The 15,591-nt window shown below is 70.1% G+C and carries 13 protein-coding genes; 9 read left to right on the top strand and 4 right to left on the bottom strand.

Translation table 11 applies throughout. From position 1 onward, the window contains the following. The first annotated feature begins 47 nt into the window (after positions 1-47). The 3 genes from G361_RS46980 to nrdR all read left to right on the top strand — a co-directional run bounded on the left by G361_RS46980 (position 48) and on the right by nrdR (position 2,566). Positions 48-548, top strand: coding sequence for a LysM peptidoglycan-binding domain-containing protein (locus tag G361_RS46980; RefSeq protein WP_019927961.1), 501 nt, complete (start codon positions 48-50; stop codon positions 546-548). A gap of 135 nt (positions 549-683) precedes the next feature. Then, positions 684-1,913, top strand: a complete 1,230-nt coding sequence (locus tag G361_RS0115275) for a hypothetical protein (RefSeq protein WP_019927960.1) — start codon at positions 684-686, stop codon at positions 1,911-1,913. Positions 1,914-2,089: 176 nt separating this feature from the next. Further along, positions 2,090-2,566 (top strand): transcriptional regulator NrdR, encoded by a 477-nt coding sequence (nrdR, locus tag G361_RS0115270; RefSeq protein WP_019927959.1) that lies wholly within the window; start codon positions 2,090-2,092, stop codon positions 2,564-2,566. 45 nt (positions 2,567-2,611) lie between these two features. Here the strand turns inward: nrdR and hrpA are convergent, their stop codons facing one another. Further along, positions 2,612-6,856 (bottom strand): ATP-dependent RNA helicase HrpA, encoded by a 4,245-nt coding sequence (hrpA, locus tag G361_RS0115265; RefSeq protein ID WP_019927958.1) that lies wholly within the window; start codon positions 6,854-6,856, stop codon positions 2,612-2,614. Between the two features lie 111 nt (positions 6,857-6,967). Here hrpA and G361_RS49405 point away from each other — a divergent pair, with 111 nt between their 5' ends. The 4 genes from G361_RS49405 to G361_RS0115245 all read left to right on the top strand — a co-directional run bounded on the left by G361_RS49405 (position 6,968) and on the right by G361_RS0115245 (position 11,456). Next, positions 6,968-7,159 carry a hypothetical protein gene (locus G361_RS49405; protein ID WP_155981462.1) on the top strand — a complete coding sequence of 64 codons (192 nt, stop codon included), beginning with the start codon at positions 6,968-6,970 and terminating at the stop codon, positions 7,157-7,159. A 1,019-nt stretch (positions 7,160-8,178) separates the two neighbouring features. Next, the gene (locus G361_RS51820) at positions 8,179-9,183 is read left to right on the top strand and encodes a Pr6Pr family membrane protein (protein WP_369797915.1); all 1,005 of its coding nucleotides are present in this window, start codon (positions 8,179-8,181) and stop codon (positions 9,181-9,183) included. Between the two features lie 83 nt (positions 9,184-9,266). Next, positions 9,267-10,460, top strand: coding sequence for an aspartate aminotransferase family protein (locus tag G361_RS0115250; RefSeq protein WP_052172800.1), 1,194 nt, complete (start codon positions 9,267-9,269; stop codon positions 10,458-10,460). A gap of 363 nt (positions 10,461-10,823) precedes the next feature. Beyond that, a complete protein-coding gene (locus tag G361_RS0115245) occupies positions 10,824-11,456 on the top strand; it encodes a DUF5134 domain-containing protein (protein WP_155981461.1) in 633 nt (210 codons plus the stop codon). 10 nt (positions 11,457-11,466) lie between these two features. On the opposite strand, the gene G361_RS0115240 is transcribed toward G361_RS0115245, so the two are convergent. The 3 genes from G361_RS0115240 to G361_RS0115230 all read right to left on the bottom strand — a co-directional run bounded on the left by G361_RS0115240 (position 11,467) and on the right by G361_RS0115230 (position 13,472). Continuing rightward, positions 11,467-12,162: a PhzF family phenazine biosynthesis protein gene (locus G361_RS0115240; protein WP_019927953.1), complete on the bottom strand. Its 696-nt coding sequence runs from the start codon at positions 12,160-12,162 to the stop codon at positions 11,467-11,469. A gap of 132 nt (positions 12,163-12,294) precedes the next feature. Further along, positions 12,295-12,834: a carboxymuconolactone decarboxylase family protein gene (locus tag G361_RS0115235; RefSeq protein ID WP_019927952.1), complete on the bottom strand. Its 540-nt coding sequence runs from the start codon at positions 12,832-12,834 to the stop codon at positions 12,295-12,297. Positions 12,835-12,884: 50 nt separating this feature from the next. After that, positions 12,885-13,472 (bottom strand): peroxiredoxin, encoded by a 588-nt coding sequence (locus tag G361_RS0115230; RefSeq protein ID WP_019927951.1) that lies wholly within the window; start codon positions 13,470-13,472, stop codon positions 12,885-12,887. Positions 13,473-13,623: 151 nt separating this feature from the next. On the opposite strand from G361_RS0115230, the gene G361_RS0115225 reads away from it, so the two are divergent. Both G361_RS0115225 and G361_RS0115220 read left to right on the top strand, forming a co-directional pair. Further along, positions 13,624-14,532 (top strand): hydrogen peroxide-inducible genes activator, encoded by a 909-nt coding sequence (locus G361_RS0115225; RefSeq protein ID WP_019927950.1) that lies wholly within the window; start codon positions 13,624-13,626, stop codon positions 14,530-14,532. Between the two features lie 51 nt (positions 14,533-14,583). Continuing rightward, positions 14,584-15,381 carry an MBL fold metallo-hydrolase gene (locus tag G361_RS0115220; RefSeq protein WP_019927949.1) on the top strand — a complete coding sequence of 266 codons (798 nt, stop codon included), beginning with the start codon at positions 14,584-14,586 and terminating at the stop codon, positions 15,379-15,381. Positions 15,382-15,591 lie beyond the last annotated feature (210 nt).

Raw genomic sequence — 15,591 nt, 5'->3', positions numbered from 1 at the left:
TCCCACCGATCCGTCTCGTCTCGCACACCCCTCCTGGAGGTCCCCCGATGCGCACTGCGATCAGCGAATTCGACACCGCCACCACCGATTCGGCCCCCCGCGCCGAGCTTCGGGGGCCGGTGGCGACCCGGCCCCGATCGGCGGCCTACGCCTGTCTCGCCGGTGCGCAACGACCTGCGAGCCGGCGACCCGAGGCGGTCGTCGCGGCGCCGGCGCGGATGGCGGGCCGCCCGCGCGGGCTCGACGCGGCGGCGCGGGTCGAGCGGGCGCAGCTCGGCCTCGCCACCCTCGCGGCGGCCGCGCTGCTCAGCGCCGCCGCGGTCGCCGGGCTGATCGCGCTGGCGCAGATCCGCTCGGCCGACGCGAACGCCGTGCGCACGGAGCTGGTGCAGGTCGGCGAGGGTGAGTCGCTGGCCGATGTGGCGCAGCGGGTCGACCCGGAGGATCCGGCCCGTGCGGTGGTGCGCAAGATCGTGGAGCTCAACGGTTTACAGGGTGCCGAGGTGGCGCCGGGGCGGACGCTGATCGTGCCCGTCCGCGCGCACTGACCGCCCTGCCGGGAACGATCGGGAGCGCGGCGAGGTGGCCGGAACTCCCGATCCATTACTGAAACGCGTTGCTAATCTCCTCGATGTACGTCTCGGGCCGCGGTGGCCCGCCATCGAAGTCGGGGGCTCGGCACCATGCGACGTTTCATCCACTTCTGGGCCGGGTTGCTGGCCGGTGCGCTGGTGGTGCTGTGCACCGGCCCCGCGGCGCAGGCCGAACCCGGTTACCGGGACTATCTCGACCTGCCGGTGGTCAACGGCGTCGGCCTGGTCGGCGGCGGCCTGAATCCGGCGCTGCCGCTGGATCTTTCGCAGTTGCGGGCAGCGCTCGACGAAGCGCGCGCGGCGGGTGTCGCGCCGCGCCGGTACGCGACGTTGTTGCAGCAGTACTGGCTCGTCGTCGCCACCGGCAACGCGGATATCGATCTCGCGGGCTGGGATCCGGCGCGCGGCGTCGCCGCCAATGCGAACACGTTCACCCAGGTGTACGTGAACTATCTGCGGCTGGCGACCGCGCATCCGGAGTTCTACTGGGCCGGTCTGGCCGGTCTGGCGGGCGGTTCGTTCGCTTCCGGATTCTTCGACATGGGTGATATCGGTACCGCGATCGACGCGACGGGTATCCACGCGCTCGGCGGTGCGGTGGCCGATCTGCTCCGGGGGACGCCCGCGGCGGTGGCCGACGCGCTGCCGGCGGATCCGCGACTGCTCGTCCTCGCGGGGCCGCGGCTCACCGGTGACGATCTGACCTGGTACCGGATCCGGTTGATGGTGATGCAGAAGCACATCTTCCTCGACCAGGTGCCGATGCACGAGGCGTATGCCGCCGGGGGACTGCCGGCGGTCGAGGAGATGTACCGGGCCGGGATCCTCGACGACAACGCCCGGCTCGCCTGGCAGTCCCTCGCCGCGGGCGGCGCGGCGGGCTACGGCGACGCGCTGGTGCGGATGACCGACCGTGAACAGAATCAGATCGTCGCCGATCAGTGGGACGAGACCGCCACCGGCCGGGGCGCGATGGGCCGGGTCATGACCTACGTCAGCACGCTGGTCGGCAAGGCGGCGGTACCCGGCGTGCGCGCCCCCGGCGTCTTCGCGCCGATCACCCTCACCGCGGAGGTCGACGGCCGGCCCGCCACGCTGCGCACCACCCTGCCGGACTTCGACTGGGCGGATCGGGACGACCGCTGGCACTACATCATCGGCGACCTGCTGCCGCGCTATGCCGAGCTGCGCAACGATCCGGCGCGCGCCGCCGCGGTACTCGCCGAACCATTCCCGGACAAACTGGCCCGCGGCCGCATGGTGCCGCGGCTGCCGGACATGCTCGCGGATCTGAGCGACGGATGGCAGCTCGCCTGGTGATCGGGGCGGACCGCCGGTGAGCGGATACGTTCGAGTATCCTGAAATGGCTGTGAAGCGATACGACCTGCTGGTGCGGTATACCCTATCGCTGGGTACAGAGCCCTGAACAATCGCTCGCCGAGCGCGCTGCCGGATGCGGTGTGACGGTGGGCTCCGCATCGACGAAGGACTTCGGATGCATTGCCCGTACTGCCGCAACCCCGACTCGAGGGTGGTGGACTCGCGTGAGGCCGAGGAAGGCTCTGCGATCAGGCGCCGTCGCGCCTGCCCGCAGTGCGGTCGTCGGTTCACCACGGTCGAGACCGCCATCCTGTCGGTGGTCAAGCGCAGCGGCGTCACCGAACCGTTCAGCCGGGAGAAGGTCATTCGCGGCGTGCGGCGCGCGTGCCAAGGCCGCGAGGTCGACGACGACGCACTGAACCTGCTGGCCCAGCAGGTCGAGGACGCGGTGCGCGCCAAGGGTTCTCCCGAGATACCCAGCCACGAGGTGGGCCTGGCGATCCTCGGCCCGCTGCGCGATCTGGACGAGGTCGCGTATCTCCGATTCGCCTCGGTCTACCGATCCTTCAGTTCCGCCGAGGATTTCGAGCGCGAGATCGCGGATCTGCGCCGCCATCGCACCGGGCACACGGTCGCGGCCGGCGCCGAGTGACGTCCGGCGCGGTCCTCGCCGAGACCGCGCCGGTGCCGAATTCGCTCACCGCGCAGGGCGAGTCGCGGGCGCGATGCGTACCGCCGCGACGGCCTTCTCGATTCGCTTGGCGGACACCGGATACGGCGTGCCGAGTTGCTGAGCGAACAGGCCGACGCGCAATTCCTCGATCATCCACCAGATTTCGGTGACATCGCGTCCGGTGCGGCGGGCCTCGGGGAGTGCGTCGAGCAGGCGCTGATAGGCGTCCAGCGCGCGATCGAGTTCGGCCGTGCCCTGCCGGTCCCGGTTCGCGGAGGCGGGCAGGGCGGCCAGCCGGGCCGTCGCCGCCTGCAGATAGCGCGGCAGTTCCCGCAGCCGGGTACCGCCGAATTCGCTGACGAAGCCGGGGAACACCAGATCGTCCAGCTGCCGGCGGACGTCGTCGGCGATCTCCCGATCGGGTGCGCCCGACAGCGCCGCGCGCACCCGATGCGCCTCGGCCAGCACCGGAACCACCAGCCGCACGAGGCGGGCCACGGCGGCGCCGAACTCCGGCCGGATCCGCTCCAGTAGTGCGCGAAACTCGTCCGGGCTGCGTACCGGTCCGCCGTGCGCGGTGATCAGATCGTCGGCGGCACGCGCGCGGCAGTCCTCGATCAGCGCCTCCAGCGAACCGTACGGATTCTGGCTCAGCGCGAGCCGATCGGACGGGGACAGGCCCGCGGTGGCGGCCCGCACCGAGGACGGCAACTCCTTCAGCACCAGGGCCCGGGTGCCGGTCCGCATCGCGGCGGCCTGCCGGGCCGGGGACGACAGCACCCGCACCGCGACGCCGTCGCCCTCGGGGACCAGTGCGGGGTAGCCGGTGATGGTCTGACCACCCACCTCCCGGCGGACCGTGGCCGGCAGGGTGCCCAGCGATTCCGAGGTCCATACCGCCGCCGGGGCCCGCTCGGCGGCCTGGGTGGCGCGGGCCACCGACTTCGACACCTGGTCGGACAGCCGGGTTTTCAGCGCGGCGAGGCTCTTGTCGCGATCGACCACGGTGCCGTCGGGCGCGGTCGCGGCGAAGGTGACGCGCAGATGGTCCGGCAGCCCGGCCGGGTCCAGATCGGCCGGGGTGATCGGCGCCGCGCCGAGCTGCGACAGCTCCCGGGCCAGTCCGGTCCGCAGCGGTTCGGCGCGGGGCGCGAGCCGGGCCAGCGCCGCCCGCGCGAAGTCGGGGGCCGGAACCACGTTGCGCCGCAGGTGTTTCGGCAGCGTCTTGATCAGTGCCGCGGCCAGCTCCTCACGCATCCCCGGCACCAGCCAGTCGAAGCCGACCGCCCGGATGTGCGCCAGTTGCGCGACCGGAACATGCACGGTGACACCGTCGTCGGCCTGGCCGGGCTCGAATTGATAAGTGAGCGGGAAGGTCAGCTCGCCCTGCCGCCAACTGTCCGGGAACGCGGTCGGATCGAGCACCGCGGCGTTCTCGTTGACCACCGTCGAGGCCGAGAAGTCCAGCAGCGCCGCGTCTTTGCGCTGGGCCTTGCGCCACCAGCTGTCGAAGTGCCGCACCGAGACGATGTCCGCGGGCAGCCGCCGGTCGTAGAACTCGAACAGCACCTGATCGTCGACGAGGATGTCGCGGCGGCGCGCCCGGTTCTCCAGATCCGCCACGTCCTCCAGCAGATCCCGGTTGCGGTGGAAGAATTCGTGCCGGGTCTGCCATTCGCCCTGCACCAGCGCGTGCCGGATGAACAGTTCGCGCGCCAGTTCGGGGTCGATCCGGCCGAAGTCGACGCGGCGCTGGGCCGCGAGCGTGATCCCGTACAGGGTCGCGCGCTCGTAGGCCATCGCGGCGCCGCGCTTGGCCGACCAATGTGGTTCGGAGTAGGTGCGTTTCACCAGATCGCCGGCCAGCCGCTCGGCCCATTCCGGTTCGATGCGGCCGGCCATCCGGCCCCACAGCCGCGAGGTCTCCACCAGTTCGGCGGCCATCACCCAGCGCGGGGGCTTCTTGGCCAGCGCCGAGCCGGGGAAGATCATGAACCTGGCCCCGCGGGCGCCGAGGAACTCCCGGCTCTCGGCCTCCCGTAAGCCGATGTGCGACAACATGCCCGCCAGCAGGGACTGGTGAACGGTCGCGACGTCCCAGGGCCGGCCGTCGGAATCGGTTCCGGCCGAACGGGTTTCGGCAGGCTGTGGATTTCCCGCCGGGCCGCCGGGGTTCGGCGCCTGCCGTCCGCTGCGGCCGGAATGCTCCGGGCCGGAAGCGTTCCGGTTCTCGCGGCCGCCGTCTCGCCTGCCACCGGCGCCTCGGCTGTCGCCGTTGCCGGTCCGGCGCCCGCGGTCGTGTGTCCGGCCCGCGGTGTTGCCCGATCGGTTGTCGTCGCGCGCCCGGTCGCCGGTCCGGCTCCCGCCGTCGCCCGATTGCCCGTCGTCGCCGCCGGATTCGGCGGAGGTCTCGGTGGTCCAGCCGAGGCCGCGGGTGATGGTGCGCAGCTGGCCCTGGAGGTCCTGCCATTCACGGATCCGCAGGTAGTGCAGGAACTCGTCCCGGCACATCCGCCGGAACTGGTTGGACGACAGGGCCTTCCGCTGCTCGGTGAGATAATCCCAGAGCCGCAGGTAGGCGAGGAAGTCCGAACCCTCGACCGTGAACCTGGCGTGCTTGGCGTCGGCGGCCTGCTGGAATTCGGCCGGGCGCTCCCGGACGTCCTGGATCGACAGCGCCGCCACGATCACCAGCACCTCACTGAGGCAGCGGTTGACGTTGGCCGCCACCAGCATTCGCGCCATGCGCGGGTCGACCGGCAACTGCGACATCTCGCGGCCCACCGGGGTGAGCACCAGGTTGCCGCCGGTATCCGCCTGTCCCAGCGCGCCCAATTCCTCCAGCAGCCCGATGCCGTCCCGGATGGCGCGGCGATCCGGCGGTTCGACGAACGGGAAGTTCTCGATATCGCCCAGTCCGAGGGCGGTCATCTGCAGGATCACCGCGGCGAGGTTGGTGCGCAGGATCTCCGGTTCGGTGAACGCCGGGCGGGATTCGAAATCGTCCTCGGCGTACAGCCGGATACAGATACCGTCCGCGACGCGGCCGCACCGGCCCGACCGCTGCCGGGCCGAGGCCTGCGAGATCGGCTCGATCGGCAGCCGCTGCACCTTGGTGCGCATCGAATATCGGGAGATACGAGCACTTCCCGGATCCACGACGTACCGGATACCCGGTACGGTCAGCGAGGTCTCGGCCACGTTCGTGGCGAGCACCACCCGGCGGCCGGTATGCGCCTCGAAGACCCGATGTTGTTCGGCGGCAGACAGTCTCGCGTACAGCGGCAGGATCTCGGTGCGCGGCAGCCGCAGATCCCGTAGCGCGTCCGCGGTGTCGCGGATCTCGCGCTCGCCGGACAGGAACACCAGGACATCGCCGTCGCCCTCGGCGAGCAGTTCGCGGACGGCGTCGCCGACGGCGTCGACCGGATCGCGATCGACCACCCGTGGGTCGTCGTCCTCGTCGTCCTCGGACGGCGCGGAAACCTCCAATGCCAGTGGGCGATAGCGGATCTCCACCGGATAGGACCGGCCCGACACCTCGACGATCGGGGCGGGCGTGCCGTCGGCGGCGGCGAAGTGCCGGGCGAACAGATCGGGATCGATGGTCGCGGAGGTGATGATCACCTTGAGATCGGGCCGCTTCGGCAGCAACTGCTTCAGGTAGCCGAGCAGGAAGTCGATGTTGAGGCTGCGCTCGTGCGCCTCGTCGATGATGATCGTGTCGTAGCGGCGCAGCATCCGGTCGCGCTGGATCTCGGCGAGCAGGATGCCGTCGGTCATCAGCTTCACCAGGGTCCGGTCGGACACCTGATCGGTGAAGCGCACCGAATAGCCGACCACCTCGCCGAGTTCGGTGCCCAGCTCCTCGGCGATGCGCTCGGCGACCGTCCGGGCGGCCAGCCGCCGGGGCTGGGTGTGACCGATGACACCGCGGATGCCGCGGCCGAGTTCGAGGCAGATCTTGGGGATCTGCGTGGTCTTACCGGAACCGGTCTCGCCCGCGATCACGACGACCTGATGCGCCGCGATGGCCGCGGCGATATCGTCGCGCCGCGCCGACACCGGCAGCTGTTCCGGATAGCGGATCGCGGGCACGGCGGCACGCCGGGCCCGGATACGGCTTTCGGCGGCCGTGATCTCGGCCTCGAGATCGTCGAGATTGCCGCGGGCCTGATCGAGCCGCCGGCGCAACCGGTATTCGTCGCGGATCGAGAGATCGGCCAGGCGGGTGCGCAGCTCGCGCGGAATGGCAGCGGTCCTGGTCATTGCACTGTTCAGGGTAGCGAATCGCCGCGCACGGTGAGCGAGGGCGGTGCCCGCACCGGTTACCGAACGATTGCTATCGTGGCGAGAAGTTCCGTGCCGTCGCGGTGGTATGTGACGCTCTTCCTCATGACCGCTGGCAAAGGAACCCCGATCTGGATTCGTCTCCTTCGAGTTGCCTCGATATTGCTGGGCATCGTGTCATTGATTCTCGCGCAGGCCCGGACGCTGGGCGACTCGCTCGCGTCGACCCTGCACCGGCTGACCGGGCGCGCCCCGCACGAGCATCGCGAATCGGCCGCCTGATGACCTCGCCGCACGCTGTGCGATTGCTGCTGGTCGTCGCTGGTGCCCTGGCGCTGATCCGCGCCGCCGTCGGCCGCGCCGCCCCGAACCGCAACCGCGGCAGTCACCGCCGGACCACGAAGCGCCGCCCTCGCCGGGTATCTCTGTCGCCGCTGGTGGCGGGTCCGGCCCCGGCCGGGGTCCGAGCGATCGGCGAGGACCGCGAACTGTGTCCTCCGCCAACGGAAGTGAGTTCGGGGGTCGAGGCCGGAGCTGCGTCCTATGAGTGGGCGGCTGCGCTCCCGGGTGAGTCGGAGCAGTGCGCGACGCTGCTCGAATCCCTGCCGGAGCCGCCCCCGGAGGCCGATGCTGGCTGGCGCGTCGCGGGACTCGAGTATGCACAGAACGATGCGGAGTGGCCGCTGGCCGGTGCGGCGTCGGAAACATTCGCCACCGGTCGTGCGTCGGCCGAAACTCCATGGTCGTCGACCGGTGCGGTTGCCGGAGCAACGGTAACCGGGCAACCTGCGGACAGGTGGCCCACGGCCGACGGTGCCGTGCCGGGCACACGCGAATACACGACCGCACCCGTCGACGCCGTCTGGCCGTCGATCGGCATCTGGGCCGGAGGACTCGAGACCGAGCCCCTGCCCGCGGATACCTCGGCCTCGTCCCCCGAGGCGGAATTCGGGCCGCTCGCGGGTATCACCCAGCCGGGTGAACTGTCCGGCGTTGTGACCGGAACGGCATTCCGGGGGTTCGCCGGCGCGTTGGCATCGACCGGCGATCCGGGTGCGGCAGGCGAGGCCGTGGTTCGGTCGGTCGCGGATTCGGCATTCGAGACCGCGGACCGGTCGGACGAGGGTGCGGCGTTCGAAACCGACGTTCGATCGGCTGAGGATGCGACAGTGGTCCGATCGGCCGGGTATGCGACCGTCGACGCCGAGGTTCGATCGGCGGGGAATTCGACGTCCGAGGCCGTGGTCCGGTCGGCGGGGGGTTCAGTGTTCGAGACCGAGGTTCGATCGTCCGGGGATTTGGTGTTCGAGACCGCGGACCGGTCGGCCGGGGGTTCGGCGGGCGAGACCGAAGTTCGGACGGCGTTCGATGCCGAGGCTCGGTCGGCCGGGGATGTGGCGTTCGAGACCGAGGTTCGGTCGGCGGAGGATGCGGTGCTCGAGACCGAGGTTCAATCGGCCGGGTATACGACGGTCGAGGCCGGGGTTCGGTCGGTCGGGGATGCGGCTGTCGACGGTATGTATCCGGCGGCGGCGGGTGTGGTGGGTCTCGGTGGAGGTGATGCCGAGGTGATCGAGGTGTGGCCTGCGGGCGGTGCGGTGACTACGAGTGCTGTGGTGCCGGTTCGGTCCGGTCCGGCCGACACCGCCGTACTGGATGTCGTGGTGTGCGACGATCGGGGGATGAGCGCCGTCGGTCCGGCTCCCGGATGGGTTCGGTTGCTGCGGGTCGGGTTCGCGGTCCTCGGTGTGGTCGCGCTCGCCTGGAGCGGAACGCATCTGGCGGGGCAGCCGCAGGCGGATCACTACAGCTACTTCACCGTCCAGTCCAACATCCTGGCGGTGCTGGTGCTGCTGGTCGGTGGGCTGTTCGATCCGCCGGGACAGATCTGGCAGCGGGTGCGGGGTGCGGTGACGCTCTATCTGATCATCACCGGCATCGTCTACGCGGTGCTGCTGGAGCATCTGGAGACCGGCGATCGGTATCCGTGGGTGAACGATGTGCTGCACCGGACGATGCCGATCGTGCTGCTGCTGGACTGGGTGGTGGTTCCGGCGGCGCTGGGATTGACCACGCGACTGGTTGCTATGTGGTTGCTTTATCCGGTCGGATACGGCGCATATTCGCTGCTGCGCGGGCTGGTGGTGGACTGGTATCCGTATCCGTTCCTCAATCCGGTGCATCAGGGTTACCTGTCGATGTCGCTCGGCCTGATCGTGCTGCTCGGCGTATTCTCGCTGCTGGCCGTCGCCGTCGTCGCCCTCGGTGACCTCGCCGTCCGGTTGCACCGCCCGGCGCCTCGGTAGCCGTGGCCGCGGAGACGACGAGCCGATACCGGGACAGCAGGAGGAGATCGACAGTGGGTGCGTTGTGGCACGGGTTCGCCGATATGGGTGCCGTAGAGCGGGACGGGGCCTTCGTGGTGGCCCGCGGCGAGGGCGCCTACATCTGGGACGAGGACGGTAACCGGTACCTGGACGCCACCGGTGGCCTGTGGTTCACCAACGTCGGCCACGGTCGCCGGGAGATCGCCGACGCCGTGGCCGCACAGCTCTCGACGCTCGCGCACTATTCGAATTTCGGCGATCTGACCGCTCCGCCGACGGTCGAACTGGCGCAGCGGCTCGCGGAACTGGCGCCGGTGCCGGGCAGCAAGATCATGTTCACCTCCGGCGGTTCCGACTCGGTCGACACCGCCGCCAAGCTCGCTCGCCGATACTGGGTCGAGCAGGGCCGGCCGGAGAAGACCCTGCTGGTCGGGCGGCGGCTGGCCTATCACGGCATGCACGTCGCCGGGACTGCGCTGGCCGGAATTCCCGGCAATCACGACGGGTACGGCGAGCTGATGCCCTCCGCGCGGACGGTCGACTGGGACCGGGCCGCGGCGCTGGCCGCGCTGATCGACGAGGTCGGGGCCGACCGGATCGCGGCCTTCTTCTGCGAGCCGATCATCGGCGCCGGCGGCGTGTACCTGCCGCCGGAGGGGTATCTGGCCGGGGTACGGCAGTTGTGCCGGGACAACGACATCCTGTTCGTCGCCGACGAGGTGGTCACCGGATTCGGCCGCATCGGCGGCTCGTGGTTCGCCTCCACCCGGTTCGGCCTGGAACCGGATCTGATGACCACCGCCAAGGGGCTGACCTCCGGATACATGCCGATGGGCGCGGTGTTCGCGGCGCCTCGGGTGGCCGAGCCGTTCTTCGCCGGTGGCGTGTGGTTCCGGCACGGCTACACCTACGGCGGGCACGCGGGTGCCGCCGCGGCCGCGCTGGCCAACCTAGACATCCTCGAGCGCGAGGATCTGCTCGACGCCAGCAAGAACCTGGAAGCGCTTCTGCACGAATACTTCTCGCCGCTGGTGGAGCATCGCCGGGTGTCGGAGGTGCGCAGCGGCCTCGGCGCGGTGGCCGCGGTCCAGCTCGCCGATCCCGCCGAGGGCCCGGCGATGGTGAAGGCCCTTCGCGCCGAAGGTGTTTCGGGCCGCGCGGCAGGTCAAGGCGCACTGCAGGTCTCGCCGTCGTTCGTGGCGGGCGAGGAGGAGGTCGTCGCGATGGCGGCCGCCTTCGCCCGCGCGCTCGGCTGAACCGAGCACCTCCTCCCGATCCTCGTCCGGCCCGGAATTCGTCACGGATTCCGGGCCGGACGTGTGTGGCCGGACGTGTGTGGCCGGACGTGTGTGGCCGGACGTGTGTGGCCGGACGTGCGGACGTTGTGGGTTGGGGATGCGGGCTGGTAGCTGGACCTTGGGAGTGGCGGGCTGCGGGGGCCGTGACCGGTGATCACCGGGCCGGATGAGTGGCAGGGCGGATGCGGGGTGGGGGCGGTGTGAGCGGGGGGAGAGGCAGCGCAGGGGCCGGGAGGGGCGGTGGTAGCGCTCAATTCTGTCGGTGGGCGGTGTCACCATGAAGGACATCGGTGGGGTTCGGCGGCCGGAAGGTGGTGGGGTGTGGGTGCTTTCGTGGGTGAATTCGGGTGGTTGCGGTGGGTTGTGGTGGCGGCGTTCGTGGTCTCGGCGGGGATTGTGCTGGCGGGATTGGCTGCTGCTCCGCTCGTCGAGGGGGGTGGGGTGGCCGGTCGGTCCGGCGGGTCCGGTTCGGGGGTGGGAGTTGCTGTGGGGCAGGGGGTTTCGTGGCCGCGGGATCACGCGTCGGATGCCGCGCATCTGCTGATGTGCCTGGTCATGTCGGCGATGCTCGTGTTCCCGGTGGCCGCGTCGGCCGCCACGCGGACGGTGCTCACGGCGATGGTGGCGGTATTCGCGCTGATGCTGGTGGCACGGTTGCCGGAGGGCCGGGTCCGGGGGGCGGGGGTGCCGGTGGTGTTCGGCTACCACCTGGTGGCGGCGGGGGCCATGTTGTACGCGATGTCCGGACATCATCACGAGCATCGCGGGCCGGTGGCGCCGTTGCTCGCCTTGGCGGCGCTGTTCGTCGCCGATGCCTTGCTGATGGTGCTGCCGGGGACGAGAAGGCTACTGCGGCATGTGATTCCGCATCCGGCCGGTCGGCTCGCGGCGGTGCCGCACCTGGTGATGGATCTCGGCACCGCCTACATGTTGTGGACGGCGGTGGCGGGCTGAGCGCCGCGGGTCAGATCACCACCGGATGGTCGGCGACCACTCGGCCGCCCAGGCGCACCCAGCCGTCGGAGTCCCATTCGGTGAACAACTGCGAGCCGGCGCCCTGGGTGAGCAGCAGGCTGCGGCGCAGCTTCGAGGTGAGGGCGATGGCCGCGGCGCCTGTGGCCTCGTCCTCCTCGATACCGAAGGCGGGTGCGAACATTCGCGATCGGATCGCCCCGCGGCTCTCGTCGGTCCACGCCCAGACGTAGTGCTGGCCGTTGGGGAAGTCGGCCGGATGCAGCGTGGACAACAGGTCGAGGCTGTCGAACTGGTGGAATTCGAAGGCCGGGGCCCAATCGGCGCGGGCACGGACCCAGGTGACCCCGCCGTCGGGCGGCGAGACCTCGACCGGACCGGCCGGCACGTCGAGGGCCCGGACCGGGGTGCCGCGTTCGAGCAACCACCAGGCGGTGCCGACCGTCGGATGCCCGGCGAAGGGCAGTTCGATCTTCGGGGTGTAGATGCGCATCCGACTGCGCTCGTCGACGGGCTCCTCGACGACGACGGTCTCGCTGTATCCGGCCCGCGCCGCCAGCGCCTGATGGTCCGCGTCCACCACATCACCGGCCCGGGCGATGCCGAGCGGATTACCGAACCGGCCGGCCGCATCGGTGAAGACCCGGACGACCTCGACCTGTGTGCCATCGCTCTCGGGGATGCCCATGGCAGACCAGCGTACTAGCAGCGACCGGTTCCGCCGGTGGGCACTTCCCGGTCGTGGACACGACAGTGCCCCTGTCCGCGAGCGGGCAGGGGCACTGTCACGAATCGGTGCCGGGCGATCACCCGGCGGGCGTCAGACGCCCGCCGCGGCCAGCGCCTCGGTGGACTGCACGGCCTGGCCGACGCCGGCCACGATCGCGGCCGCGCGCAGCGCCTCGAAGATCACCTCACGCGAGACGCCCGCCTCGCGCAGGGTGTGCTCGTGCGCCTCCAGGCAGTGCTGGCAGCCGTTGATCGACGACACCGCGAACGACCACAGTTCGAAGTCGGCCTTCTCGACGCCCGGCGTGCCGATGATCTGCATGCGCAGCCCGGCCCGCAGGTCGTCGTAGCGACCGCCCAGGAACGCCTTGCCCCGGTAGAACACGTTGTTCATACCCATGATCGAGGCGGCGCCGAGGGCGGCGTTGTAGGCCTCCGCCGACAGGGTGTCGGCGGCCTCCGCGGCGATCTCACGCAGCGTGGTGGCCGAGCGGGTCGCCGCGGCGGACGCCAGCAGGGTGCCCCACAGCTGCTGTTCCGTCAGCACGGTGGTGCGCGCGAGGGACGACAGGTTGAGCTTGAGGTCCTTGGCGTACTCCGGCAGCGAATTCTTGAGATTCTCGATGCTCATGGGTCCTCCTGTGTTCTACCTAGAGCGAGACCGGCTGCGACCGTCGCGAATCAGACAGCGGCGGAGAGCAGTTCGCCGGCGTTGATGGTCGGGTCGCCCTTCTTCCAGTTGCAGGCGCACAGCTCGTCGGACTGCAGCGCGTCGAGCACCCGCAGCACCTCGTCCACGTTGCGGCCCACGGAACCGGCGGTGACCGAGACGAACTGGATCACGTTGTTCGGGTCGACGATGAAGGTGGCGCGGTCGGCCACACCGTCGGCGTTCAGCACGCCGGTGGCGGTGGCGAGCTCCCGCTTGAGGTCGGAGACCAGCGGGAAGGGCAGGGTCTTCAGATCCTCGTGCTGGGCACGCCACTGGAAGTGGACGAACTCGTTGTCCACGGACGCACCCAGGACCTGGGCGTCACGGTCGGCGAACTCGTCGTTCAGCTTGCCGAAGGCGGCGATCTCGGTCGGGCAGACGAAGGTGAAGTCCTTCGGGTAGAAGAACACGATCCGCCACTTGCCGGCGTAGTCGTCGCTGGTCACCTGCGTGAAGTAGTCGTCGGGCTGCTGGGCGTTCACCTGGGTCAGGTCGCCGCCGATCACCGCGGTGAGGTTGTAGGCGGGGAACTGGTCGCCGATGGTCAGCAGGGGCATGCTCTTGTCCTCTTTCCTTGGAAATGTCGGATCGTGTCGCATCCAGGTCGTTCGCGGCGGATTTCGCATCGTGCCGCGGGGCGCCTTACTCGTGATCTTGCCCGTACTTCGGTGAAAGGTAAAGGTGATAAGTTGCACTACACTGATAGGCGTGCCTGATCAGACTTATCAGCCCACCCTGTCACAGCTGCGTGCGTTCGTGGCGATCGCCGAATACCGTCATTTCGGCACGGCCGCCGCACACCTCACTGTGAGCCAGCCCACGTTATCGCAGGCCCTGGCATCGCTGGAAAACGGCCTCGGATTGCAGTTGATCGAACGCAGCACCCGCCGCGTTCTGGTCACCGCCGCGGGCAAACGGCTACTGCCCCAGGCGATGGCGACGCTGGAGGCGGCCGACCGGTTCGTGGCCGCCGCGGCCGGCGACGGACTCGGCGGGCATCTGCGGATGGGCATCATCCCGACGGTCGCGCCCTATCTGCTGCCGAGCGTACTGCCGGAACTGCGGTCGCGGCTGCCCGCGCTGGTCCCGCACGTGATCGAGGACCAGACCGCCCGGCTGCTGGACGGCCTGCGCAGCGGGGTGCTCGACGTGGCGGTGCTGGCGCTGCCCACCGAGGTCAACGGCATAGTGGAGATCCCGCTGTACACCGAGGCATTCGTGCTGGTGCTGCCGCGCGGGCACGAACTGGCCTGGCGGACCGACGTGGCGGTGGGGGCGCTCGAGGATCTGCCGCTGCTGCTGCTCGACGAGGGGCACTGCCTGCGCGATCAGACCCTCGACCTGTGCCGGTCGCAGGATGTGCGGCCGGGCACGGTCGGCGACACCCGGGCCGCGTCGCTGGCCACCGTGGTGCAGTGCGTCGCGGGCGGACTGGGTGTGACGCTGATCCCGGAGATGGCGGTGGGCGCCGAAACCGGCCGCGGCAAACTCGATCTGGCCCGGTTCGCCGATCCGGTGCCGGGCCGCACGCTCGGGCTGGTGTTCCGTGGTTCGACCGCGCGCACCGAGGATTACGAACAGCTGGCGGAGATCATCCGGTCGCAGCGCCCGGTGTGATCGACCCCATCCACGTTGACCGCCGCCGAGGTGTCTGTAACGGTAGGCGGCGTGCGGATTCATCACCTCAACTGCGGCAGCATGGCACTGGGAATGGTCGACCACTGCCTGTTGATCGAGACCAAGGCCGGTCTGGTGCTGGTGGACACCGGATACGGGCTCGAAGCCGTGCGTCAGCCGGGACGCATGGTGGGTCCGAGCCGATTCTTCCTCGGCGCCCGGCTCGCCGAACACGAGACCGCCTATCGGCAGATCCAGGGCCTGGGCCTCGATCCGGCCGACGTGCGGCACATCGTGCTCACCCACCTCGATTTCGACCACGCCGGCGGCCTGACCGACTTCCCCGACGCGGTCGTGCACATCCACGGCCCCGAATTCCGGGCGGCGATGGCCGGGCGCACCCAGGCGGAACGGTTGCGGTACCGCGCCGCCCAGTGGGCGCACGGCCCGCGCTGGATGGTCAACGAGGTCGAGGGGGAGGACCGGTGGTTCGGATTCCGCGCCGTGCGTGATCTGCCCGGACTGCCGCCGGAGATCCTGGTGATCCCGCTCGCCGGGCACACCCGCGGGCATATCGGGGTCGCGGTGGACACCGGCCGGGGCTGGCTGTTGCACGCCGGGGATTCCTTCTACGTCGGCGAGGAGGTCGATCCGCGGCAACCGCGGACCCCGCTGCTGTGGCGGCTGGCCGAACTCGGTTCCACGGTCGAGGGGCCGGCCTTCCGGGACAACCGCCGCCGCCTGGTCGAGCTGCAACGGGAGCACGGCGGTGCGGTCACCGTGTTCAGCGCGCACGATCCGAAGGCGTTCCAGCGACTGTCCGGTACGGCGGTGCGGCCCACCGGGTAACCGTGGGGTGGCGATGATGCGACCGGTCGGTTCGTCCGGGCCGAGGAGATCCGCGACCCCTGAACCGGAAGACCGACGACCGACCGCTCCGGCCGCCCGGTACTCTCGCGTCGAACACTGTTGTGGTGCAACCGATTCCGCTCAATAGGGATGCGGCCGGGACGGTTCGCGTGGGTCCGGTCGACCTGTTCGAGTACCCGACGGTCCGGG

This window comes from Nocardia sp. BMG111209 (assembly GCF_000381925.1).
GTDB lineage: Bacteria > Actinomycetota > Actinomycetes > Mycobacteriales > Mycobacteriaceae > Nocardia.
This window is presented reverse-complemented; position numbering and strand designations above follow the sequence as displayed.